The sequence below is a fragment of the Pseudomonas sp. Q1-7 genome (assembly GCF_028010285.1).
Classification (GTDB): Bacteria; Pseudomonadota; Gammaproteobacteria; order Pseudomonadales; family Pseudomonadaceae; genus Metapseudomonas.
In genome coordinates, this window is sequence record NZ_CP116304.1 from 2,352,579 (window position 1) to 2,374,725 (window position 22,147).

At 66.3% G+C, this 22,147-nt stretch carries 20 protein-coding genes and 3 tRNA genes; 21 read left to right on the top strand and 2 right to left on the bottom strand.

Going from position 1 to position 22,147, the window contains the following annotated elements:
- Positions 1 to 92 precede the first annotated feature (92 nt).
- The 9 genes from PJW05_RS10875 (at position 93) to PJW05_RS10915 (ending at position 11,102) form a co-directional block, all read left to right on the top strand.
- Positions 93 to 3,014: a FimV/HubP family polar landmark protein gene (locus PJW05_RS10875; protein WP_271411710.1), complete on the top strand. Its 2,922-nt coding sequence runs from the start codon at positions 93 to 95 to the stop codon at positions 3,012 to 3,014.
- 3 nt (positions 3,015 to 3,017) lie between these two features.
- On the top strand, positions 3,018 to 3,878 hold the full coding sequence (gene truA, locus PJW05_RS10880) for a tRNA pseudouridine(38-40) synthase TruA (protein WP_271411711.1): 861 nt from the start codon (positions 3,018 to 3,020) through the stop codon (positions 3,876 to 3,878).
- 56 nt (positions 3,879 to 3,934) lie between these two features.
- Complete coding sequence (locus tag PJW05_RS10885; protein ID WP_271411712.1) at positions 3,935 to 4,552, top strand: phosphoribosylanthranilate isomerase; 618 nt, start codon at positions 3,935 to 3,937, stop codon at positions 4,550 to 4,552.
- Between the two features lie 302 nt (positions 4,553 to 4,854).
- Positions 4,855 to 5,727: an acetyl-CoA carboxylase, carboxyltransferase subunit beta gene (accD, locus tag PJW05_RS10890; protein ID WP_271411713.1), complete on the top strand. Its 873-nt coding sequence runs from the start codon at positions 4,855 to 4,857 to the stop codon at positions 5,725 to 5,727.
- Positions 5,724 to 7,010 (top strand): bifunctional tetrahydrofolate synthase/dihydrofolate synthase, encoded by a 1,287-nt coding sequence (folC, locus tag PJW05_RS10895; RefSeq protein ID WP_271411714.1) that lies wholly within the window; start codon positions 5,724 to 5,726, stop codon positions 7,008 to 7,010. Before accD ends, folC begins: the two co-directional genes overlap by 4 nt.
- Positions 7,011 to 7,014: 4 nt before the next feature.
- Positions 7,015 to 7,653: an SPOR domain-containing protein gene (locus tag PJW05_RS10900; RefSeq protein WP_271411715.1), complete on the top strand. Its 639-nt coding sequence runs from the start codon at positions 7,015 to 7,017 to the stop codon at positions 7,651 to 7,653.
- A 95-nt stretch (positions 7,654 to 7,748) separates the two neighbouring features.
- Positions 7,749 to 8,261 carry a CvpA family protein gene (locus PJW05_RS10905; RefSeq protein ID WP_271411716.1) on the top strand — a complete coding sequence of 171 codons (513 nt, stop codon included), beginning with the start codon at positions 7,749 to 7,751 and terminating at the stop codon, positions 8,259 to 8,261.
- 89 nt (positions 8,262 to 8,350) lie between these two features.
- Entirely contained in the window at positions 8,351 to 9,856 is a 1,506-nt protein-coding gene (gene purF / locus PJW05_RS10910) for an amidophosphoribosyltransferase (RefSeq protein WP_271411717.1), read from the top strand.
- A gap of 34 nt (positions 9,857 to 9,890) precedes the next feature.
- Positions 9,891 to 11,102 carry an O-succinylhomoserine sulfhydrylase gene (locus tag PJW05_RS10915; protein ID WP_271411718.1) on the top strand — a complete coding sequence of 404 codons (1,212 nt, stop codon included), beginning with the start codon at positions 9,891 to 9,893 and terminating at the stop codon, positions 11,100 to 11,102.
- A 100-nt stretch (positions 11,103 to 11,202) separates the two neighbouring features.
- Here the strand turns inward: PJW05_RS10915 and gspD are convergent, their stop codons facing one another.
- Positions 11,203 to 13,164: a type II secretion system secretin GspD gene (gene gspD, locus PJW05_RS10920; RefSeq protein WP_271411719.1), complete on the bottom strand. Its 1,962-nt coding sequence runs from the start codon at positions 13,162 to 13,164 to the stop codon at positions 11,203 to 11,205.
- Positions 13,165 to 13,168: 4 nt separating this feature from the next.
- Entirely contained in the window at positions 13,169 to 13,813 is a 645-nt protein-coding gene (locus tag PJW05_RS10925) for a type II secretion system protein N (protein WP_271411720.1), read from the bottom strand.
- A gap of 264 nt (positions 13,814 to 14,077) precedes the next feature.
- Here PJW05_RS10925 and gspE point away from each other — a divergent pair, with 264 nt between their 5' ends.
- The 12 genes from gspE to PJW05_RS10985 all read left to right on the top strand — a co-directional run bounded on the left by gspE (position 14,078) and on the right by PJW05_RS10985 (position 22,042).
- Positions 14,078 to 15,565: a type II secretion system ATPase GspE gene (gspE, locus tag PJW05_RS10930; RefSeq protein ID WP_271411721.1), complete on the top strand. Its 1,488-nt coding sequence runs from the start codon at positions 14,078 to 14,080 to the stop codon at positions 15,563 to 15,565.
- A 13-nt stretch (positions 15,566 to 15,578) separates the two neighbouring features.
- Positions 15,579 to 16,793 carry a GspF family T2SS innner membrane protein variant XcpS gene (gene xcpS, locus PJW05_RS10935; RefSeq protein WP_271411722.1) on the top strand — a complete coding sequence of 405 codons (1,215 nt, stop codon included), beginning with the start codon at positions 15,579 to 15,581 and terminating at the stop codon, positions 16,791 to 16,793.
- 49 nt (positions 16,794 to 16,842) lie between these two features.
- Positions 16,843 to 17,229: a type II secretion system major pseudopilin GspG gene (gspG, locus tag PJW05_RS10940; RefSeq protein WP_271412204.1), complete on the top strand. Its 387-nt coding sequence runs from the start codon at positions 16,843 to 16,845 to the stop codon at positions 17,227 to 17,229.
- Positions 17,229 to 17,807: a type II secretion system minor pseudopilin GspH gene (gene gspH / locus PJW05_RS10945; RefSeq protein ID WP_442969226.1), complete on the top strand. Its 579-nt coding sequence runs from the start codon at positions 17,229 to 17,231 to the stop codon at positions 17,805 to 17,807. The genes gspG and gspH overlap by 1 nt, the downstream gene beginning before the upstream one ends.
- Positions 17,804 to 18,193, top strand: coding sequence for a type II secretion system minor pseudopilin GspI (gene gspI, locus PJW05_RS10950; protein ID WP_271411723.1), 390 nt, complete (start codon positions 17,804 to 17,806; stop codon positions 18,191 to 18,193). Before gspH ends, gspI begins: the two co-directional genes overlap by 4 nt.
- Entirely contained in the window at positions 18,190 to 18,900 is a 711-nt protein-coding gene (gspJ, locus tag PJW05_RS10955) for a type II secretion system minor pseudopilin GspJ (RefSeq protein WP_271411724.1), read from the top strand. The genes gspI and gspJ overlap by 4 nt, the downstream gene beginning before the upstream one ends.
- Positions 18,897 to 19,868 (top strand): type II secretion system minor pseudopilin GspK, encoded by a 972-nt coding sequence (gene gspK, locus PJW05_RS10960; protein WP_271411725.1) that lies wholly within the window; start codon positions 18,897 to 18,899, stop codon positions 19,866 to 19,868. The genes gspJ and gspK overlap by 4 nt, the downstream gene beginning before the upstream one ends.
- The gene (gene gspL / locus PJW05_RS10965) at positions 19,865 to 21,007 is read left to right on the top strand and encodes a type II secretion system protein GspL (protein ID WP_271411726.1); all 1,143 of its coding nucleotides are present in this window, start codon (positions 19,865 to 19,867) and stop codon (positions 21,005 to 21,007) included. Before gspK ends, gspL begins: the two co-directional genes overlap by 4 nt.
- A 2-nt stretch (positions 21,008 to 21,009) precedes the next feature.
- A complete protein-coding gene (locus PJW05_RS10970) occupies positions 21,010 to 21,528 on the top strand; it encodes a type II secretion system protein M (RefSeq protein ID WP_271411727.1) in 519 nt (172 codons plus the stop codon).
- A gap of 146 nt (positions 21,529 to 21,674) precedes the next feature.
- Positions 21,675 to 21,750 (top strand) — tRNA-Val (locus PJW05_RS10975).
- Between the two features lie 36 nt (positions 21,751 to 21,786).
- Positions 21,787 to 21,863, top strand: a tRNA-Asp gene (locus tag PJW05_RS10980).
- A gap of 102 nt (positions 21,864 to 21,965) precedes the next feature.
- A tRNA-Asp gene (locus tag PJW05_RS10985) sits at positions 21,966 to 22,042 on the top strand.
- The last annotated feature ends 105 nt before the right edge of the window (positions 22,043 to 22,147 follow it).

Sequence of the window (22,147 nt, forward strand, 5' to 3'; positions counted from 1 at the left end):
GATGGGGAACCGCCGTTTCGGCGTGCGCAGGCAGCGACAAAAGACCCTCCTCTCGCCTAGCGAGAAAAAAGATAAAACAAGGGAATCTCTCTATGGTTCGGGTTCGCAAACTTGTGCTGGCAATCGCGGCAGCATCCGCGCTGACTTCGGGCGTGGCCAACGCCTTAGGGCTTGGGGAACTCACCCTGCGCTCCTCCTTGAACCAGCCTCTGGATGCGGAAATCGAACTGCTCGAGGTGCGTGACCTGGCCTCCACCGAAGTCAGGCCGAGCCTGGCGGCAGCGGAGGAGTTCGCCAAGGCTGGCGTCGACCGCCAGTATTTCCTGCAGGACCTCAAGTTCACCCCCGTGCTCAAGCCCAATGGCCGCAGTGTCATCCGGGTGACGTCGAGCAAGCCGGTGCGCGAGCCCTATCTAAACTTCCTCGTCGAGGTGCTCTGGCCCAACGGCCGCCTGCTGCGTGAGTACACGCTGCTCCTGGATCCGCCACTCTATTCGCCTCAGGCGGCGGCTGCCGCCGTGCCACGGGCCCCGGTCGCCGCGCCGGCGCCGCGTCCCGCTGCGGCCACGTCTCCGGCTCCGGTTCGTAGCGCCCCGGCCGCCCCGGTTGCCGCCGCGCCGCGTCCAAGTGCCCCGGCTCCCAGGGCACCCGCCGACCAATATCGCACCACCTCCCGCGACACCCTCTGGGAGATCGCCGAGCGCACCCGGGCCAGCGGCTCGGTGCACCAGGCCATGCTGGCCATCCAGGAGCTGAACCCGGACGCCTTCGTCGACGGCAATATCAATCGCCTGAAGAGCGGCCAGGTATTGCGCCTGCCCGACGAAAAACAGATCGCCAGTCGTAGCCAGGCCGAGGCCATTGCCCAGGTGCAGGCGCAGAATGCCGCCTGGCGCGAGGGACGCAGCCTCGCAGGGGAGGGCAAGCGCCAATTGGATGCCACCAAGCGCAGCAGTGCCGGTGCCGCTCCCGCGAAGGTCGAAACCCAGGACAACCTGCGCCTGGTGTCCGCTGAAGGCGGCAAGGCCTCCAGTGGCAGCGACAAGGGCGCTGGCAGCGAAAGCAAGGCCCTCAGCGACAAGCTGGCGGTGACCCAGGAAAGCCTGGACTCGACCCGCCGCGAGAACGAAGAACTGAAGAGTCGCATGAGCGACTTGCAGAGCCAGATGGACAAGCTGCAGCGCCTGATCCAGCTCAAGGATGACCAGCTCTCCAAGCTGCAGGCCGATATGGCCGCCCAGGGGCAGGCAGCACCTGTCGCCCCGGCCGCTGCTCCGGCGGAAACGGTCAAGCCCGAGGCGGCACCCGCCCAGCCACCCGCCGCTGCAGCGCTTGCCGCATCTCCGGAGCCGGCACCGGCACAGCCCGTCGCCCCGGCAGCCGAAGCCCCCGTCTCGCCGGCGGCTCCAACTCCGGCGCCGGCCGAACCCGTTGCCGCCGTCGAGCCCGTCGCCGCCACCGAACCGACGGCTTCCCCTCAGCCTGCCGAACCGGCTCCCGCGCAACCGACCCAGCCGGCGGAACCCGCCGAACCGGTGCAGACAGCACCCGCCGCTGCAGTGGTCGAGCCGCCGCAATCCAGCATCATCGACGACGTGCTGGCCAACCCCATGCTGCTCCTGCTGGCTGGCGGTAGCGCGCTGGTCGCCCTGCTGGTGCTGCTGATGGTGCTGTCGCGCCGCAATGCACTGAAGGAAGCCGAGCTGCAGAACAGCCTCTCCGCACGGGATGACGAGAACACGCTGGACGGCGATCTTGACCTGAAGGACGACAGCTTCGACGCCCTCGACAGCTCGGACCTGATGTCTACCCTGGATGAGGCACCGGAAGCCGCGCCGGCCAAGGCGGAAGAGCGCGTCACCGCGCAGACCGGCGACGTGGTCAGCGAGGCCGACATCTACATCGCGTACGGCCGCTTCAATCAGGCTGCCGAGCTGCTGCAGAACGCCATCAACGATGAGCCCCACCGCGGCGATCTGCGCCTGAAGCTGATGGAGGTTTATGCCGAACTGGGCGATCGCGAAGGTTTTGCGCGCCAGGAAGGCGAGCTTCGCGAAATCGGCGGCGCCAGTGGCGAAATCGAACAGCTGAAAGGCAAGTACCCAGCCATGGTCGCTGCCGCCGTCGCGACTGGTGCGGCTGGACTGGCCGCCGCCGACGATCTCGACAGTTTCAGCCTTGACGACCTGACCCTGGATGACGCCCCGGCGAGCGCTCCGGCGGCCGCGGGTGCAGCCCTGGATGACACCTTCGATCTGAGCCTGGATGACCTGGGTTCCGATCTGGATCTCGACCTGGCAAACGAAAAACCGGCCGCTATCCAGCCGGCTGCGGCACCGGTCGATGAGCTGAGCCTGGACGACCTGGAGCTTGATGCTCCGGCGGCGCCGGCCAATGCAGAGGCCGACCTGGACTTCGACCTGGACATCGGCAGTGGTGAAGAGCTGTTGGCGGGCGATGAGAGTCTTGAGCTCAGTGACGACCTGGCCGATTTCAGCCTCGATCTGGAACCGGCTGCCCAACCGGCGGAGGCCGACGAGGACGATTTCCTGCTCAGCCTGGATGGTGAGCTTGATACCCCCATGGCCACGGAAGAGCCTGCTCCAGCAGCGGAGGAGGCGAGCGCGAACCTGCTCGACCTGCCGGCCGATTTCGACCTGTCCCTGCCCGACGAGCCGGCTGCCGAACCGGTGGCTGACAACGACAGTTTCGCTGCCCAGCTCGACGAAGTGACCGCCGAACTGGACCAGCTCGCTGACAGCCTGCAGCAAGCGCGTGAGCCCGAACCGGTCGCGGTGCTGGAGGATGAGACAGCCGACCTGGGCCTGGGCGAGGAAGACGATTTCGATTTCCTCTCCGGCACCGACGAAACCGCGACCAAGCTGGATCTGGCTCGCGCCTATATCGACATGGGTGACACCGAAGGTGCTCGCGACATCCTCGACGAGGTGCTGTCCGAGGGGAATGACACCCAGCAACAGGAAGCGCGCGAACTGATCGCACGACTCAGCTGATAGATGACAGAAGCAGTACCCGCAGCGGCAGCCCCTGAGGCTGCCGCTGGCATTTACAGAATCGCCCTCGGTGTCGAGTACAAGGGCTCGCGCTATCGCGGCTTCCAGCGCCAGGTCGACGGGGTTCCCTCCGTCCAGGGTGCCCTGGAAAAGGCGCTCTCCCGTGTGGCGGGTGGCATTCCCGTGGCCATCTCCTGCGCCGGCCGCACCGATGCCATGGTCCATGCCAGCGGGCAGGTCGTGCACTTCGATACCCCGGTGGAGCGGACCGATCACGCCTGGATCATGGGGGGCAATGCCAACTTGCCGGCGGACATCAGCATCACGTGGGCCAAGCGGATGCCGACGAGCTTCGATGCCCGTTTCAGCGCCATGGCCCGCCGCTATCGCTATGTGATCTACAACGATCAGATCCGCCCGGCGCACATGGCTGAAGAGGTCACCTGGAATCACCGTCCGCTGGATGTCCAGCGTATGCGCGAGGCGGCTCGCTGCCTGGTGGGCACCCACGATTTCAGTGCCTTTCGTGCCAGCCAGTGCCAGGCCAAGTCGCCTATCAAGACAGTGCATCATCTGGAGCTGATCGAACACGGGCGGCTGATCGTGCTCGATATCCGCGCCAATGCGTTTCTCCACCACATGGTGCGCAACATCGCCGGTGTGCTGATGACCATTGGCGCCGGCGAGCAGCCGGTGGAGTGGGCCAGGCAGGTGCTGGACACCCGCGTCCGGCGCGACGGCGGGGTGACCGCGCATCCCTATGGGCTCTACCTGGTCCGTGTCGAATACCCGGAAGTGTTCGAAGTGCCGCAGCGCTACCTGGGGCCGCATTTTCTCTCCGGCTTGCCGGATACGGTGGGCTGACGCTGTGCCGGGCCTTTGCTAACATCCCAGCTTCTTAGCCTTCAGGTGCCTGCATCTTGTCAGCCGTTCGCATCAAAATCTGCGGTATTACCCGAGTCGAGGATGCGCTGGCCGCTGTCGCCGCCGGCGCCGATGCCCTGGGTTTCGTGTTCTATGCCAAGAGCCCGCGCGCAGTCACTCCGGCCCAGGCGAGTGCCATCATCGCTGCCTTGCCACCTTTCGTGACCACGGTCGGGCTTTTCGTCGATATGCCCCGGCCTGAGCTGAGGGCGCTTCTGGCCGAGGTTCCGCTGGACCTGCTGCAGTTCCACGGCGACGAGACGTCGGCGGACTGTGCGGGTTACGGGCGTCCCTATATCAAGGCCTTGCGGATCAAGCCGGGCGACGAGGTCGCAGCAGCCATTTCCCGTTATCCCGAGGCATCCGGCGTCCTGCTCGACACCTTTGTACCGGGCACTCCCGGCGGTACTGGCGAAGCCTTCGACTGGAGCCTGGTGCCCCGGGATCCGGCGAAGCCGCTGATCCTGGCTGGCGGCCTTACCCCGGAGAACGTGGGCGAGGCGGTCCGTCAGGTACGACCGTACGCCGTCGATGTGAGTGGTGGGGTCGAGGCCAGCAAGGGCATCAAGGATGCCGCGAAGATCCAGACCTTCATCCAGCGTGCACGCGCCTGACATGTGGGGCGCGGACACTTGGCCGGGCTTGCTCGCTGGCGCGTCTCCTGCATATGTGACGGACGGCGTTTCGCTGCCGTCCATTAGCGAGTTGCCCGGGCAGGCGAAGCCTGCCGGGTCGTGTGGCAGGGCCGCGTCGACCGGGCCTGTTTTTTACGAGGGCGATGGCCGGGCCATCGCCGGGGTGATTCCCGGGCATGCCATGAGCATCGGGGTCGCAACCATGAATTCGCCGAAGGACATGCGCGGGGCTATGAACCGCTAGCGCGTGTTCGGGCCTGAAAGCTGTGGAGAACTAGAGCATGAGCAACTGGCTGGTAGACAAACTGATCCCCTCGATCATGCGTTCCGAGGTGAAGAAGAGCTCGGTCCCGGAAGGCCTTTGGCACAAGTGCCCGTCCTGCGACGCGGTGCTGTACAAGCCCGAGCTGGAAAAGACGCTGGACGTCTGCCCGAAATGCAACCATCACATGCGTATCGATGCGCGCACCCGCCTCGATATCTTCCTGGACCCGGAAGGCCGTGAAGAGATTGGCGCCGATCTGGAGCCGGTGGATCGCCTGAAGTTCCGCGACAGCAAGAAGTACAAGGACCGCCTGACCGCCGCCCAGAAAGATACTGGCGAGAAGGACGCCCTAATCGCCATGCGTGGCACCCTGCACAAAATGCCGATCGTGGCCTGTGCCTTCGAGTTCTCCTTCATGGGCGGCTCCATGGGTGCGGTCGTCGGTGAGCGATTCGTGCGTGCCGCCAACGTGGCCCTGGAGCAGCGCTGCCCGCTGGTCTGCTTCTCCGCTTCCGGCGGTGCCCGCATGCAGGAAGCCTTGATTTCCCTGATGCAGATGGCCAAGACCTCCGCGGCCCTGGCTCGCCTGCGTGAAGAAGGTATACCCTTCATCTCCGTACTGACCGACCCGGTCTACGGCGGCGTTTCCGCCAGCCTGGCGATGCTCGGCGACGTGATCGTCGGCGAGCCGCGCGCCCTGGTGGGCTTTGCCGGTCCGCGGGTGATCGAGCAGACCGTCCGCGAGAAGCTGCCGGAAGGCTTCCAGCGCAGCGAGTTCCTGCTGGAGCACGGCGCCATCGACATGATCATCTCCCGCGCGGAACTGCGAGATCGCCTTGGTCGGCTGCTCGCGCAGATGCTGCGCCGTCCTTCCCCGGCTATCGCATGACCCCAAGAACCCTTGCCGACTGGCTTTCCTATCTAGAACAGCTCCACCCCACGGCGATCGACATGGGGCTGGAGCGCAGCCGCGAAGTCGCCGGCCGGCTCGGCCTGGGCCGTCCGGCACCAAAGGTGATCACGGTCACCGGCACCAACGGCAAGGGTTCTACTTGTGCGTTCCTGGCCTCGCTGCTGCGCGCCCAGGGGCTGAAGGTCGGTGTGTACAGCTCGCCACATCTCCTGCGTTACAACGAGCGTGTGCAGTTGAATGGCCAGGAGGCCAGTGACCAGGCGCTGTGCGATGCCTTCGTCGCCGTCGAGGCGGCGCGTGGCGAAATCTCCCTGACCTATTTCGAAATGGGGACCCTGGCGGCTTTCTGGTTGTTCCAGCGTGCCGGCCTGGACGCCGTGGTGCTGGAAGTCGGTCTGGGCGGACGGCTGGATGCGGTCAACCTGGTGGATGCCGATCTTGCGCTGGTCACCAGCGTCGGTCTGGACCACGCTGACTGGCTGGGCGACTCCCGCGAGAGCGTGGCTTTCGAGAAGGCGGGCATCTTCCGCGCCGGCAAACCGGCCCTTTGCGGCGACCTCGATCCGCCCACGCCGCTCCTTGAGCAGGCGAGCGCGTTGCCCGCGCCGCTGTTCCTGCGCGGCCGGGAGTTCGATCTGGCGCAAGGGGAGGGGGGCTGGCACTGGCGCGGCGCCAGTCGTTCCGGGCAGATGCTGGAGCTGCATGACCTGCCGCTGCTCGATCTGCCCATGGAGAATGCCACCCTGGCCCTCCAGGCCTATGCGCTGCTGGACCTGCCCTGGCAACCTGAAATCCTGGCGACCGCACTGCTCGATACCCGTGTCACCGGTCGCCTCGACCGACGCTGCGTGGAATGGCGCGGCAAGCGGCTGTCCCTGTTGCTGGACGTCGGCCATAACCCCCACGCCGCCGAATATCTTGCGGCACGCCTGGCTGCGCGCCCGGTGGCCGGTCGCCGCCGGGCCGTGTTCGGTCTGCTCGCCGACAAGGATCTCCCCGGCGTGCTCGCTCCGCTCCAGGCGCGACTGGACCATTGGGCCGTGGCGCCACTCCCCACGCCACGCACGCGTCCCGCTGCCGAACTGCAGGCGGCATTGACGAACCTTCACGCAAGCGTCAGTGTCCACGAAACTATCGCCGCCGCACTGGAAGCGCAGTGCGAGCAGGCGACACCAGACGACGAAGTCCTGGTGTTTGGATCGTTCTATAGCGTGGCCGAGGCGTTGAGCTGGCTGGAAAGTCGGGCAACCGGGGAGTAGGGGAATGGCTGTATTGGACAAGGGACTCAAGCAACGTATCGTCGGCGCGCTGGTGCTGGTGGCGCTGGCGGTGATTTTCCTGCCCATGCTGTTCAGTCGCGAGGATGAACTGCGCCAGGTCGTGGTCGAGGCGCCGCCCATGCCGAAGGCGCCTGAGATGCCGCCGGTGGAGCTGGAGCAGGTCCAGGTGCCGGAACCCCAGGCGCTGCCCCAGGAACCGGTGCCGCCGCTGGAGACCGCCGAAGAAACCCTGGCGGCTACTGTGCCGCCCGCCCAGCCCGCCGCTCCGGCTGTTCCGGTTCCCGCTCCGACGCAGCCACAACCTCCGGCGCAGCCCAAGCCGGCTCCGGCCCCGCCCGTCGCCGAGGTGAAGACCGAGGAAAAACGCCTCGACGTCAACGGGCTGCCGGTCAGCTGGTCGATCCAGCTTGCCAGCCTGTCCAACCGCGCCAGTGCCGAGAACTTGCAGAAAAACCTGCGCACCCAGGGCTACAACGCCTATATCCGCAGCGTCGAAGGTATGAATCGGGTTTTCGTCGGACCGGTCATTGAGCGCGCCGAGGCCAACAAGCTGCGTGATCAACTGGCTCGTCAGCAGAAGCTGAATGGCTTCATCGTCCGCTTCCAGCCGGAAAAGGGTTGATAGACCCGCATAATCGAGCCCTTTCTGTTCCGCGGGTTACCGGAGGGGAAGTGCTCTGCTAAAATGCAGCGCCTTTTCAGTTTGTGGGCCGCATCGTGGCATTCACCTGGGTCGATTGGACGATCATCGCCATCATCGCCGTTTCCAGTCTGGTCAGTTTGAGCCGGGGCTTCGTCAAGGAAGCTCTCTCGCTGCTCACCTGGATAGTCGCAGGCGTGGTCGCCTGGACTTTTGGCGGCGCCCTGTCGCAGCATCTCACCGAGTTCATCGAAATGCCGTCGGCGCGCATCATCGCCGCCTGCGCCATTCTCTTCGTCGCCACCTTGCTGGTCGGCGCCTTGATCAATTTCCTGATCGGCGAGCTGGTCAGGGTCACCGGTATGGACGGCACCGACCGTGTGCTGGGCATGGCCTTCGGTGGCGCCCGTGGTGCGCTGCTGGTCGTGCTGCTGGTCGGCCTGCTCAGCCTGGCCCCGGTGCAGCAGGATCCCTGGTGGCAGCAATCGGTGCTGTTGCCGCATTTTCTAATGGTCGCCGACTGGTCGAAGAACCTTATTCTGGGCTTCACCAGCCAGTGGCTCGCGAGCGGCATCAGCTCACCCAGCTGATGCGTCGCACCCGGAAGAATGCCCGTCCGTGCCCAAACGGTCTGGTCGGGTACTTGATTAGCCTGAACTACTAGCAGGGGTTGCGTCACATGTGTGGCATCGTCGGTATCGTCGGTAAGTCGAACGTCAATCAGGCGCTGTATGACGCGCTTACCGTCCTTCAGCATCGCGGCCAGGACGCTGCCGGTATTGTGACCAGCCATGACGGCCGGCTCTTCCTTCGCAAGGATAACGGGTTGGTGCGTGATGTCTTCCAGCAGCGCCACATGCAGCGCCTGGTTGGCCACATGGGCATCGGCCACGTGCGCTACCCCACTGCGGGCTCCTCCAGCTCCGCCGAGGCGCAACCGTTCTACGTCAACTCGCCCTACGGCATCACCCTGGCGCACAACGGCAACCTGACCAACGTCGAGCAACTGGCCAAGGAAATCTACGAGTCCGACCTGCGCCACGTGAACACCAACTCCGACTCGGAAGTGCTGCTCAACGTGTTTGCCCACGAACTGGCCCACCGGGGCAAGCTGCAGCCGACCGAGGAAGATGTGTTCGCTGCCGTTTCCGGCGTGCACCAGCGCTGCACCGGTGGCTACGCCGTGGTGGCGATGATCACCGGCTACGGCATCGTCGGCTTCCGCGACCCCCATGCCATCCGCCCGATCGTCTTCGGCCAGCGCCATACCGACGAAGGCGTCGAGTACATGATCGCCTCCGAAAGCGTTGCCCTCGATGTGCTGGGCTTCACCCTGATCCGCGACCTGGCGCCGGGTGAAGCGGTGTACATCACCGAAGAAGGCAAGCTGTTCACCCGCCAGTGCGCGGAGAATCCGCAGTACGCTCCCTGCATCTTCGAGCACGTCTACCTGGCGCGCCCGGACTCCATCATGGATGGCGTCTCGGTCTACAAGGCGCGTCTGCGCATGGGTGAGAAGCTGGCCGAGAAGATCCAGCGCGAGCGTCCGGAGCACGACATCGATGTGGTGATCCCGATTCCGGACACCAGCCGCACCGCAGCCCTGGAGCTGGCCAACCACCTGGGCGTGAAGTTCCGCGAAGGCTTCGTGAAAAACCGCTACATCGGCCGCACCTTCATCATGCCGGGCCAGGCCGCACGCAAGAAATCCGTGCGCCAGAAGCTCAATGCCATCGAGCTGGAGTTCCGCGGCAAGAACGTGATGCTGGTGGACGACTCCATTGTGCGCGGCACCACCTGCAAGCAGATCATCCAGATGGCCCGCGAAGCCGGCGCCAAGAACGTCTACTTCTGCTCCGCGGCGCCGGCCGTGCGTTACCCCAACGTCTACGGCATCGACATGCCCAGCGCCCACGAACTGATCGCCCACAACCGTTCCACCGAGGAAGTGGCCGAGCTGATCGGTGCCGACTGGCTGGTCTACCAGGACCTGCCGGACCTGATCGACGCCGTTGGTGGCGGCAAGGTGAAGATCGATCACTTCGACTGCGCGGTGTTCGACGGCCAGTACATCACCGGCGATGTGGATGAGCACTACCTGAACAAGATCGAGCAGGCGCGCAACGACGCCAGCAAGGCCAAGGCCAGCGCGGTCAGCGCCATCATCGATCTGTACAACAACTGAGCCACGGACATCGGCTAACTCGAGGTTGAGTGAGATGACGCAAGAATGGGAAGCCGGCAGGCTGGACAGTGACCTGGAAGGCGCCGCCTTCGATACCCTGGCCGTGCGTGCTGGCCAGCGCCGTTCGCCGGAAGGCGAGCACGGCGAGGCCATGTTCCTGACCTCCAGCTACGTGTTCCGCACCGCCGCTGACGCCGCCGCGCGTTTCGCCGGCGAAGTGCCGGGCAACGTCTATTCGCGCTACACCAACCCGACGGTGCGCACCTTCGAGGAGCGCATCGCCGCCCTTGAAGGCGCCGAACAGGCCGTGGCCACCGCCTCCGGTATGTCGGCCATCCTTGCCATTGCCATGAGCCTGTGCAGCGGCGGTGATCACGTGCTGGTTTCCCGCAGTGTGTTCGGCTCCACCATCAGCCTGTTCGAGAAGTACCTGAAACGCTTCGGCATCGAGGTGGACTACCCGGCTCTGTCCGACCTGGCCGGCTGGGAAGCGGCGATCAAGCCGAACACCAGGCTGCTGTTCGTCGAGTCGCCTTCCAACCCGCTGGCCGAGTTGGTAGACATCGCCGCCCTCGCCGAGATCGCCCATGCCAAGGGCGCGCTGCTGGTGGTGGACAACTGCTTCTGCACCCCTGCGCTGCAGCAGCCGCTGAAGCTGGGCGCCGACATCGTCATGCACTCGGCCACCAAGTACATCGACGGCCAGGGCCGCACCATGGGCGGCGTCGTTGCGGGCCGTGCCGAGCACATGAAGGAAGTGGTGGGCTTCCTGCGCACCGCAGGCCCGACCCTGAGCCCGTTCAACGCCTGGGTGATGATCAAGGGTCTGGAAACCCTGCGCGTGCGTATGCAGGCCCATTGCGCCGGCGCCCTGGAAATCGCCCGCTGGCTGGAGCAACAACCCGGTGTCGAGCATGTCTACTACGCCGGTCTGGAAAGCCACCCGCAGCACGAGCTGGCCAAGCGTCAGCAGAAGGGCTTCGGCGCGGTGGTCAGCTTCGAGGTCAAGGGGGGCAAAGAGGCCGCCTGGCGCTTCATCGATGCCACCCGGATGATCTCTATCACCACCAACCTGGGCGACACCAAGACCACCATCGCCCACCCGGCCACCACCTCCCACGGTCGCCTCTCGCCTCAGGAACGCGCCAATGCCGGTATCGGCGACAATCTCATCCGCCTGGCCATCGGCCTGGAGGATGTCGACGACCTCAAGACGGACCTGGCGCGCGGCCTGGCGGCACTTTAAGTACTCGAGTCCCGACTGAAAAAAGCGGGGCGGCCACACCAACAGGTGTGGCCGCCCCGTTGCATTTCTGCGGGCGAACTGAGCGTCGTCGTTCGCCCTTTCAGCGCTTGCGCAAGTCCACCGCCGGATCCTGGACGCCGTCGAACAGCTCCACCGGCTGGCGCGGCAGGATGGCCGGGCGACCTTCCTTGTTGTGCTCGCCGACGATGCGGATGTCGTTGTACTTCTTCCCGGACAGCGCGGCGAGGCCGGCGCGGTCGCGGACCACGGTCGGGCGCAGGAACACCATCAGGTTGCGCTTCACGTGGGAGTCACGGGTAGAACGGAACAACCGCCCGAGGATCGGGATATCACCCAGCAGCGGCACCTTGGAGTCGGTCTGGGTGATGTCGTCCTGAATCAGGCCGCCCAGTACGATGACCTGGCCGTCTTCGGCGAGGATCGTGCTCTTGATCGAGCGCTTGTTGGTGATCAGGTCGACCGCCTGGGCGGTGAGGGTGGCGGTGGGGGCGATGGACGAGATTTCCTGCTCGATCTCAAGGCGCAGGGTGGCGCCTTCGTTGATGTGCGGCGTTACCTTCAGCGTCACGCCGATGTCCTGGCGCTCGATGGTGGTGAAAGGGTTGTTGGCGCCCGAGGCGTCGGTGGTAAAGGTGCCGGTCTGGAACGGCACGTTCTGGCCAACGAGTATCTCGGCCTTCTGGTTGTCCAGGGTCAGCAGGCTCGGGGTGGACAGCAGGTTGCTCTTGCTGTTCGCAGAAAGGGCGGTGATCAGCGCGGCGAAATTGTCGGTGCCGATGCCGATGATGGCGCCGTCGGGCAGGGGGGTGGGGATTTCTTCGTCGCGAATGGCATTGAGCACGGTGCCCACGGAGAGCCCGGTATTGCCGAAGTTGACCCCGCCCAGGCCGCCGGTGCTACCGCGGGCATCCACCGCCCACTGCACGCCGAGGGCATCGGTGATGTCGCCGGAAATCTCCACGATAGCGGCTTCCACCATCACCTGGGCGCGGGGCACGTCGAGTTGGCGGACGATGTCCTCCATGGCGGTGACCACGTCCGGCTCGGCCAGCATCACCAGGGCGTTCAGGCTCTCGTCGGCGCGAATCAGGATGTTCTGCGACCTGCCGTTACCGCTGGAGGCACCTTCGGCAGCCCCGCCTTCACCGTTCCTCAGGCCTTCGGAAATCTCGCCGAGGGTTTCTGCCAGGCTCTTGGCGTCGTTGTGGCGCAGGCGGATCACCCGCGTGTTGGCCGAGCGCGAGGTGGGCGTGTCGAGGGATTGCGCGAGGGCCGCCAGTTTTCTGCGGGCGGCCGGAGGGCCGAGGATGATCAGGCGGTTGGTGCGGGCGTCGGCGATCACCTGGGTACCCGAGCCACCCTTGGACTGGCCGCGGTTAAGGGACGCATTGAGCACCTCGGCGGCGTCCATCACCCAGGCGTACCGCAGGTTCAGCACGGTGTAGTCGCGGTCCCCCTTCTGGTCCAGTTGGCGCATCAGGTCTTCGATGCGCGCGATATTGGCGGTGCGATCGCTGATGATCAGGGCGTTGGCCGAGGTCACGGCGGCGAGGTGGCCGTACTGCGGGACCAACGGTCGAATCAGCGGGATGAGTTCAGTCACCGGTGTGTGCTGCACCTGGATCACGCGGGTTTCCAGTCTTTCCGCGCCGGCACGGCTGCTGCCGGCTTCGGCCTTGGCTTCGGCATTGGGAATGATGCGGGCCTGGTCGCCCTGGGTGACCACGGTGAAACCGTGGGTGGCCATCACCGAGAGGAACAACTGGTAGACCTCGTTGAGCCCCAGCGGCGCTTTCGAAACCACGCTGACCTGGCCTTTCACCCGCGGGTCGACGATGAAGGTCTCACCGGTGATATCGGCGATCTGGTCGATGAACTCGCGGATATCGGCGTCCTTGAGGTTGATGGTCCAGCCGTCCTGACGCTGTTGCTGCGCGACGCCCGGTGTGGCGGCAGGCTGGGCGGCGAGCAGCGGCAGGGGCGCGGCCAGCATCCCGGCGGCGATCAGGGCGAGCGTGAGGCGCGAGAAGGTCAGGGTCATCGTTTCATTCGCTTTCCGGGGGCTGTTCGGCGGAAGGTTCGGGGGCAGTGTTCTCCGGGTCTTCCATCTGTTGGCGTAGTTTTTCCATGCGCTCGCGCAATTCGGCGACGTTGTCTTCCTGCAGGCCATTGAGATCATCGATTACCGCGGCAGACGACTCCGCGGAGGTTCCGCTGGCCGGCGTGAAACGTGAACGCGGTTCCGGGAAGCTGAGGCTCTCAAGGCGCCCGCCGCGCTCGATCTCGACCCGGTCGCGGTACACCGCGTGCACCTTGACGCCGCTGGTGATCTCGTCCCCGGCGCTGAAGCGGCGGGGCTTGCCGCCCTCGTACTGGATGATGGCGATGGACTTGTCCGCCCCCGCATGGACGAAGCTGCCGAGCAGGGTCAGGCGCAGGTTGGTGGTGGGCGGCGGGCCGCTGGGTTGGACTTGCGGGGCCGGGCCGAACAGTGGTTCCAGATTCTGCAGGGGCTGCCGGGCGGCGATGGGGGCCCCCGCTTGCGTCGAGGTTTCGGCCGGGGCCCCGACCAGGCGCAACCACTCGCGGGTCTGCCAGGCGAAGCTGGCGCCCATGGCCAGAACCAGCAGCGCACCGACCAGGGCCGGCGCATGGCGTTGCAGCCAGTGTGCGGAATCCGGGACTTGCAAGAGGGGTGAACTCCTAATGCCGTGTTCGTTCTTTGGTTTTATGTTTGGCAGAACTGCTTTGATCATAGCAGCGCAGGCGAGTGCCGGGCTCGGCCGGCCGGATGATGTTGCGAAACGGCTGCTGTGCTAAAGATATCTCTGAATTTTTACGGCTTTAGGTGGTTTTGTTCACACTCGCCATAAGTTCTGGTCAGCGGCTCTGCACAAGGGTCGGATTGCGCTGCAATACTTTCCTCTGGACTCACTTGAAACAGGCGCCCACGGATGAATCCTCCACGCGTTGATGCTCCCCTGCGACGGCTGCCCTTCGGTTTCGCCAAGCGGCACGGCGTGCTGCTGCTGGATGGCCTGGAGCCCTGCCTGGCCCATCGCCCTGGCGTCGAGCTGGTGGCCCTGGCCGAGGCGCGCCGCTTCGCCGGACGCAGCCTGCCGCTGAAGCCACTCACGGGCGACGCCTTCGAGCAGGCCCTGGCAGAGGCTTACCAGCACGACGCTTCCGCCGCGATGCAGCTGGCAGAGGACCTGGGGGGCAGCCTGGACCTCGCGGCCCTGGCCGAGCAGATTCCGGAAACCGAAGACCTGCTTGAGCAAGAGGACGATGCGCCGATCATCCGCCTGATCAACGCCATCCTCGGCGAGGCGATCAAGGAGAACGCCTCGGACATCCACCTGGAAACCTTCGAGAAGCGCCTGGTGGTGCGCTTTCGTGTCGATGGCATCCTCCGCGAAGTGCTCGAACCCAAGCGCGAGCTCGCGGCCCTGCTGGTGTCGCGGATCAAGGTCATGGCGCGCCTGGACATCGCCGAGAAGCGCATCCCCCAGGACGGCCGCATCTCCCTGCGGGTGGCGGGGCGCGAGGTGGATATCCGGGTTTCCACGCTGCCATCGGCCAACGGTGAGCGCGTGGTCCTGCGCCTGCTGGACAAACAGGCCGGGCGACTAACCCTGCAGCACTTGGGCATGAGCGAGCGCGACCGCCATCTGCTGGAAGAAACCGTGCGCCGGCCCCACGGCATCCTGCTGGTCACCGGCCCCACCGGCTCGGGCAAGACCACCACCCTGTACGCCAGCCTGGTCACCCTCAACGACCGCACGCGTAACATCCTCACGGTCGAGGACCCGATCGAGTACCACATCGAGGGCATCGGCCAGACTCAGGTCAATCCCAAGGTGGACATGACCTTCGCCCGCGGCCTGCGTGCCATCCTGCGCCAGGACCCGGATGTGGTGATGGTGGGGGAGATTCGCGACCAGGAGACCGCCGAAATCGCCGTGCAGGCGTCGCTGACCGGTCACCTGGTGCTGTCCACCCTGCACACCAACAGTGCCATCGGCGCCATCACCCGGCTGGTGGACATGGGCGTCGAGCCCTTCCTGCTGTCCTCGTCCCTGCTCGGCGTGCTGGCCCAGCGGCTGGTGCGGGTGCTTTGCCCGCACTGCAGGGAGGCGTATCAGGCCGACGCCGCCGAATGCCGGCTGCTGGGCCTGGAGGAGGACAGTGCGCCGACCCTGCATCGTGCTCGCGGCTGCGCGGAATGCCACCAGCAGGGTTATCGCGGGCGGACCGGCATCTACGAACTGGTGGTCTTCGATGACCACATGCGCAACCTGATCCACAACGTCGCCTCGGAGCAGGACATGATCCGCCACGCGCGGCAGTCCAGCCCGAGCATCCGCGAAGACGGCCGGCGCAAGGTGCTGCAGGGTGTCACCACGGTGGAGGAAGTGCTGCGGGTGACCCAGGAAGAATAGGTTCTTACCCATCATGGCTGCATTCGAATACCTCGCCCTCGACAACAAGGGCCGCCAGCAGAAGGGCGTGCTTGAAGCGGACAGCGCCCGCCAGGTGCGCCAGTTGCTGCGCGAGCGGCAACTGGCGCCGCTGGAGGTGCGCGCGACCCGAGTACGCGAGCAGGAGGAGAAGGGCCGCTTCAGCCTGTCGCGTGGCCTCTCCGCCCGCGACCTGGCGCTGGTGACGCGGCAGCTCGCCACCCTGGTACAGGCGGCGCTGCCTATCGAGGAGGCACTGCGTGCGGCGGCCGCGCAATCGAGCAGCTCGCGCATCCAGTCCATGCTGCTGGCGGTGCGCGCAAGGGTGCTGGAAGGGCACAGCCTGGCCAGCAGCCTGCGGGAATTTCCCTCGGCCTTCCCCGAGCTGTACCGCGCCACGGTGGCGGCGGGGGAGCACGCCGGCCACCTCGGGCCGGTGCTGGAGCAACTGGCCGACTACACCGAACAACGCCAGCAGTCGCGACAGAAGATTCAGCTGGCGCTGCTCTACCCGGTGATCCTGATGTGCGCGTCGCTGGCGATCGTCGCCTTCCTGCTGGGGTTCGTGGTGCCCGACGTGGTCAAGGTGTTCGTCGACTCCGGGCAGACCTTGCCGCTGCTTACCCGCGGCTTGATCGCCCTGAGCGACCTGGTCAAGCACTGGGGCTGGCTGATGCTGCTGGTGCTCCTGGCCGCCATCGTCGGGGCGCGCTGGGCCCTGCGCGACCCGGATGTCCGTCAGCGCTGGCACGGCCTGGTGCTGCGCGTCCCGCTGGTGGGCGCTCTGGTGCGCGCCACCGACACGGCGCGCTTCGCCTCCACCCTGGCCATTCTCACCCGCAGCGGCGTGCCGCTGGTGGAGGCCCTGGGCATAGGCGCCGAGGTGATCGCCAACCGGGTGATCCGCGCCCAGGTGGTGGTGGCCGCGCAGAAGGTCCGCGAAGGCGGCAGCCTGACCCGCGCCCTGGAGGCCAGCGGACAGTTCCCGCCGATGATGTTGCACATGATCGCCAGTGGCGAACGTTCCGGCGAGCTGGATCAGATGCTCGCCCGCACCGCGCGCAACCAGGAAAACGACCTGGCCGCGCAGATTGCCCTGCTGGTCGGCCTTTTCGAGCCGTTCATGCTGGTGGTCATGGGCGCCGTGGTATTGATGATCGTGCTCGCCATCCTGCTGCCTATCCTTTCTCTCAACCAACTCGTGGGGTAATCGCGTGAAACTGCGCCGTAGTCAGTCGGGCTTTACGCTCATCGAAATCATGGTGGTGGTGGTCATCCTCGGCATCCTCGCCGCGCTGGTGGTGCCACAGGTGATGAACCGCCCCGACCAGGCCAAGGTCACGGTGGCCAAGGGCGACATCAAGGCCATCGGCGCCGCGCTGGACATGTACAAGCTGGACAACTTCGCCTACCCGAGCACCCAGCAGGGCCTGGAAGCCCTCGTGAGCCGGCCGTCTGGCAATCCACCGGCGAAGAACTGGAACCGGGACGGTTACCTGAAGAAGCTGCCGGTGGACCCCTGGGGCAACCCGTACCAATACCTGTCCCCGGGCAGCAAGGGCTCCTACGACCTCTATTCCCTGGGGGCCGATGGCAAGGAAGGCGGCAGCGACAACGACGCCGACATTGCCAACTGGGACAACTGATGAACAACAGGCGGCAGGGTGGCGCCGGACGGATGCCCGGTGCCCTGGCATCCGCCGGTTTCACCCTGATCGAGGTGCTGGTGGTGATGGTGGTCATCGCCTGCCTCGCCGGCCTGGCGGTGATCGGCTCCGGCGTCGCCGGCCCCGCCCGCGAGCTGAACAACGAGGCCGAGCGCCTGGCGGGCCTGATCGGCGTGCTCGCCGACGAGGCGGTGCTGGACAACCGTGAATACGGCCTGCGTCTGGAGCGGGATCGCTACCAGGTCTACTACTACGACGAAGCCGGCGCCCGTTGGCAGCCGCTGTCCGATGGCGCCCGCCAACTGCCCGAGTGGGCCGAGCTGACTTTCGAACTGGACGGCGAACCCCTGGTGCTGCCAGCGCCCGCCGAGGATGAGAAAAAGCCCGGAGATGCGCGGCCAGTGCCGCAACTGATCATCCTCTCCAGTGGCGAACTCAGTCCCTTCCGCTTGCGGCTGGGCGAGCGGCGCAGGGATGGGCTGCGCCTGCAGCTCTCCAGCGACGGCTTCCGTCTCCCCCGCGTGGAACACTTGGACGGCCAGGGGCGTGCCGGATGAGACGCAGCCGCGCCTTCACCCTGATCGAGGTGCTGGTGGCCCTGGCGATTTTCGCCGTGGTCGCCGCCAGCGTCCTCACCGCCAGCGCACGCAGCCTGCAGATCGCTTCGCGCCTGGAAGACAAGACCCTGGCGATGTGGATCGCCGACAACCGCCTGACCGAACTGCAACTGCGCGAAACGCCGCCGGGCAACGGCCGCGACCAGGGTGAGCTGGACTATGGCGGGCGCCGCTGGGAATGGTTGAGCCAGGTGGAAGCCACCCGCGACCCGGCGTTGCGACGGGTCACCCTCTGGGTGGCGCCGAAGCCGCTCCGGGGTATCGGCGGCAAGCTGGAAGAGCGGGCCATGGTGCGCCTGGTGGGTTTCCTCGGGAGCACGCCATGAAGCGCGCCAGGGGGTTCACCCTGCTGGAGCTGCTGATCGCCATCGCCATCTTCGCGCTGCTGGCCCTTGGCACCTGGCGCATGTTGGGTGCGGTGCTCGACAGCGATGAGGCGACCCGCCTGCAGGAGCGGCAGCTGCGGGAGCTGGTGCGCGCCATTTCAGCCTTCGAGCGGGACGTGCGCCAGGTGGTTTCGCGCCCGGTCCGCGACGCCTATGGCGAGCCCCGTGCCGCGCTGCTGGGTGAGCATGCCGGCGACAGCGACAGCCTGGAACTGACCCGCGACGGCTGGCGCAACCCCACCGGCGCGCAGCGCTCGCGCCTGCAGCGGGTACGCTGGCAACTGTCCGGCGAACGCCTGGAACGGCGCTATTGGACGGTACTCGACCAGGCCCAGGACAGCCTGCCGCGCGTGCAGAACGCGCTGGAGGGCGTCACCGCCATGAAGCTGCGCTACCTGGATGGCAACGGCGACTGGCAGGACAGCTGGCCACCGGCGGGACCGGCGGCCGATGAGCGCCTGGATCGCCTGCCGCGCGCCCTCGAATTGAGCCTGGAGCATCGACGCTATGGCGAGCTGCGCCGCGTATTGCGCCTGGTGGAAACCCCGCCCCGGCAGTTGCCCCAGGCCGGCGACGGTCAGCCGGATGGCGCGCAACCGGACGCGCAGGGCGGGCAGCAGGCTGGTGCTCAGGAGCGGGCACAATGAAGCGGCAGGCGGGGGTGGCGTTGCTCACCGTGCTGTTGGTAGTGGCGGTGGTCACTGTGGTCTGTGCCGGCCTGATCGCGCGCACCCAGTTGTCCATCCGTTCCAGCGGCAACGCGTTGCACACTCGCCAGGTGGCCCAGTACGCCCTCGGCGGCGAGGCCCTGGCCAAGGCCATCCTCGTGCGCGACCTGAGCCAGGGCGATCCGCGGACGCCGGTGGATCATCTGGGCGAAGCCTGGGCCCGTCCGCTGACCACCTTCCAACTGGACGATGGCGGCTCCCTGAGCGTCCGTATCGAGGACCTCAGCGGTCGCTTCAACCTCAACGGCCTGGTGCGTGACGGGCAACTGAGCGAGCCGGGTATCCGCCAGTTCCGCCGCTTGCTGCTGCGGCTGGGGATCGAGGCGCCCTACACCGAGCGCCTGGTCGACTGGCTCGACCGTGACCAGGAACCCTACGGTCCCAACGGCGCGGAGGACAACCAGTACCTGTTGCTGCAGCCGCCGTACCGAGCGGCCAATCACGCCATGAGCGATGTGTCGGAGTTGCGCCTAGTGTTAGGCATGACGGAGCTGGACTATCGCAAATTGCTGCCATTCGTCACCGTGCTGCCTGCCGATGCCGCGCTCAATGTGAACACCGCCAGCGCCTTGGTGCTGTCTACCCTGGCCGACAACCTGAGCGCCGACAGTGGGGGATTGCTGATGGCCGCACGCGGAACCACGGGGTTCCGCAGCCTGGATGCCTTTCTTGGTCAGCCGGCCCTGGCCGGCATGGGCCTGGAGGCCCAGGGGCTGGCGGTGGGCAGCCAGTACTTTCAGGTGATCAGCGAGGTGCGCCTCGCCGGTCGCCGCCAGGTTCTGGTCAGTACCCTGCAGCGCAGCAGCGACGGCAAGGTACGGGTTCTCTCTCGTGATCTCGGGCAGGACGGCTTGCCGCCGTTGCCCGTCAAGGAGCCGCAGTCATGACACAGGCATGTATCTTCCTGCCGGTGGCCGCCAGCACCCAGCTCGACGCCGAACTGGAGGTGCTGCTCTGGCAAGCCGGCATGAGCCGCCGCCTGCCGTTCGCGCGGGCGCTTGAGGAGGTGGCGCCGCCCTGGCGTCTGGTCCTGCCGGTGGAGGCGGCGACCTGCTGCGCGGTCCGCCTGCCCACCCGGAAAGGGCGCTGGCTACGCCAGGCGTTGCCCTTCGCGGTGGAAGAGTTGCTTGCCGAGGACGTGGAAAACTTCCACCTCGGCCTGGGTGGCGCGCTGGCCGACGGCCGGCACCGGGTATTCGCCGTGCGCCGCGCGTGGCTGGCGGGGTGGCTGGAGCTGGCCGGCAAGCTCGGGCCAGCGCCGGCGGCCATCCATATCGATGCCGACCTGCTGCCGGAGCAGGGCACCCAGTTGCTCTGGCTGGAACAACGCTGGTTGCTGGGGGGTGAAGGCAGTACCCGGCTCAGCTTCGAGGAGCAGGACTGGCCGTACCTGCAAGGCGCCTGCCCGGCACCGCGCAGCGGCTACGCACCGGCTGGGCGCCAGACCCTGGACGGCGTGGACGACTGGGGCGACGAAGGCGATCCCTACGCCTGGCTGGCGGCGCAGAAGGGCGCCGACCTGGCGCAAGGCGAATTCGCCCTGCGCCAGGAAGGCCAGCGCTGGTCCCGCTGGAAGCCCCTGCTGGGGCTGGTGGGCCTGTGGCTGGTGCTGCAGTGGGGCTTCAATCTGGTCCAGGCCTGGCAGCTGGAGCGTCAGGGCGAGACCTATGCCGACGCCAATGAAGCGCTCTATCGCGAGCTGTTCCCCGAGGACAGCAAGCTGGTGAACCTGCGCGCGCAGTTCGACCAGCACCTGGCCGAGGGGGCCGTATCTAGCCAGGGGCGCCTGCTGGCCCTGCTCGGCCAGGCGGCCCAGGCGCTGATCGCCGAAGGCGCGCAAGTCCGGGTGCAGCAGCTGGACTTCAGTGACGTGCGCGGCGACCTCGCGCTCCAGGTACAGGCGCCGGGCTTCGATGCCCTCGAACGTCTGCGTCAGCGCCTGATCGGCAGCGGGCTTTCCGTGCAAATGGGGTCGGCCAGCCGCGATCAGGGCGGTGTCAGCGCGCGACTGGTGATAGGGGGATGAAGATGATCGACGCAATCAAGTCACCACTGCAGACGCAATGGCAGGCCTCTTCCCTGGGCGTGCGTTGGCGCGCCATGCCCGCCCGGGACCGCGTGGCATTGGCCGGGCTGGGCGTATTCCTCGGCCTGGTCCTGCTCTATCTGCTCCTCTGGCTGCCGGCCGAACGTCGTCTGGCCAGTGCCCGCGAGTTCTTCGAGGACCAGCGGGGCCTGCATGCCTACCTGCAACTGCACGCTCCCCAGGCACGCGCGGCACAGCGCCAGCCGCTGGCCCAGTTGGACCCGGAGCGGCTGCAGGGACTGGTCACCGCCACCGCCGCCGAGCAGGGGCTGGCAGTCGAGCGCATCGACAGCGACGCGCCGGGCGCGGTGCAGGTGAACCTGCAGCCGGCCGCTTTCCCCAGCCTGTTGCGTTGGCTGGGCGTGCTGGAAGGGCAGGGGGTGCGCATTGAGGCAGCGGGCCTGGACCGCACCGACGATGGCCGCGTCACCGCGCGGTTCGCGCTGAAGGTGGGGAACTGATCCCGCCCCGATCCAGGGCGCTTGCGCCGGGATGGTGCGCTCCGGTGATCGAGCGATACGGTAAAAGCTGGGTTTGCAGAAAAAATCCATACAGGGTGTTGACTTAGCGAGGGCCACTGCGTAAATTGCGCGCCTCGCAAGGCGATGGGTGGTTAGCTCAGCCGGGAGAGCATCTGCCTTACAAGCAGAGGGTCGGCGGTTCGATCCCGTCACCACCCACCATTCCTTGTGAATTTCGGACGCAAGTCCGGCCGACGCGCAGCGGTAGTTCAGTCGGTTAGAATACCGGCCTGTCACGCCGGGGGTCGCGGGTTCGAGTCCCGTCCGCTGCGCCATACCTTCCATGTTCGAGTCGCTCGGGCATGAGGCGGCAGAAGCTTGTAAGCCTCTGCGCCAGACGCAAGTTAGCTCCATCGGACGCAAGTCCGAACCGACACGCAGCGGTAGTTCAGTCGGTTAGAATACCGGCCTGTCACGCCGGGGGTCGCGGGTTCGAGTCCCGTCCGCTGCGCCATACAGAGAAGCCCTCAGGTAGAAATACCTGGGGGCTTTTTCTTTGCCTGTTCGGCCGGGTAATTTTCCGGTCACCTGGGATCGTTACGTTCTTGGCATGGTCTTT

Coding starts and splice junctions, on each gene's coding strand:
- PJW05_RS10900 (WP_271411715.1), top strand. CDS start 7,015: ATGGCTGTATTGGACAAGGGACTCAAGCAACGTATCGTCGGCGCGCTG.
- truA (WP_271411711.1), top strand. CDS start 3,018: ATGACAGAAGCAGTACCCGCAGCGGCAGCCCCTGAGGCTGCCGCTGGC.
- gspE (WP_271411721.1), top strand. CDS start 14,078: ATGAATCCTCCACGCGTTGATGCTCCCCTGCGACGGCTGCCCTTCGGT.
- gspD (WP_271411719.1), bottom strand. CDS start 13,164: ATGACCCTGACCTTCTCGCGCCTCACGCTCGCCCTGATCGCCGCCGGG.
- folC (WP_271411714.1), top strand. CDS start 5,724: ATGACCCCAAGAACCCTTGCCGACTGGCTTTCCTATCTAGAACAGCTC.
- xcpS (WP_271411722.1), top strand. CDS start 15,579: ATGGCTGCATTCGAATACCTCGCCCTCGACAACAAGGGCCGCCAGCAG.
- gspI (WP_271411723.1), top strand. CDS start 17,804: ATGAGACGCAGCCGCGCCTTCACCCTGATCGAGGTGCTGGTGGCCCTG.
- PJW05_RS10970 (WP_271411727.1), top strand. CDS start 21,010: ATGATCGACGCAATCAAGTCACCACTGCAGACGCAATGGCAGGCCTCT.
- PJW05_RS10875 (WP_271411710.1), top strand. CDS start 93: ATGGTTCGGGTTCGCAAACTTGTGCTGGCAATCGCGGCAGCATCCGCG.
- purF (WP_271411717.1), top strand. CDS start 8,351: ATGTGTGGCATCGTCGGTATCGTCGGTAAGTCGAACGTCAATCAGGCG.
- gspL (WP_271411726.1), top strand. CDS start 19,865: ATGACACAGGCATGTATCTTCCTGCCGGTGGCCGCCAGCACCCAGCTC.
- accD (WP_271411713.1), top strand. CDS start 4,855: ATGAGCAACTGGCTGGTAGACAAACTGATCCCCTCGATCATGCGTTCC.
- gspJ (WP_271411724.1), top strand. CDS start 18,190: ATGAAGCGCGCCAGGGGGTTCACCCTGCTGGAGCTGCTGATCGCCATC.
- gspH (WP_442969226.1), top strand. CDS start 17,229: ATGAACAACAGGCGGCAGGGTGGCGCCGGACGGATGCCCGGTGCCCTG.
- gspG (WP_271412204.1), top strand. CDS start 16,843: ATGGTGGTGGTGGTCATCCTCGGCATCCTCGCCGCGCTGGTGGTGCCA.
- gspK (WP_271411725.1), top strand. CDS start 18,897: ATGAAGCGGCAGGCGGGGGTGGCGTTGCTCACCGTGCTGTTGGTAGTG.
- PJW05_RS10915 (WP_271411718.1), top strand. CDS start 9,891: ATGACGCAAGAATGGGAAGCCGGCAGGCTGGACAGTGACCTGGAAGGC.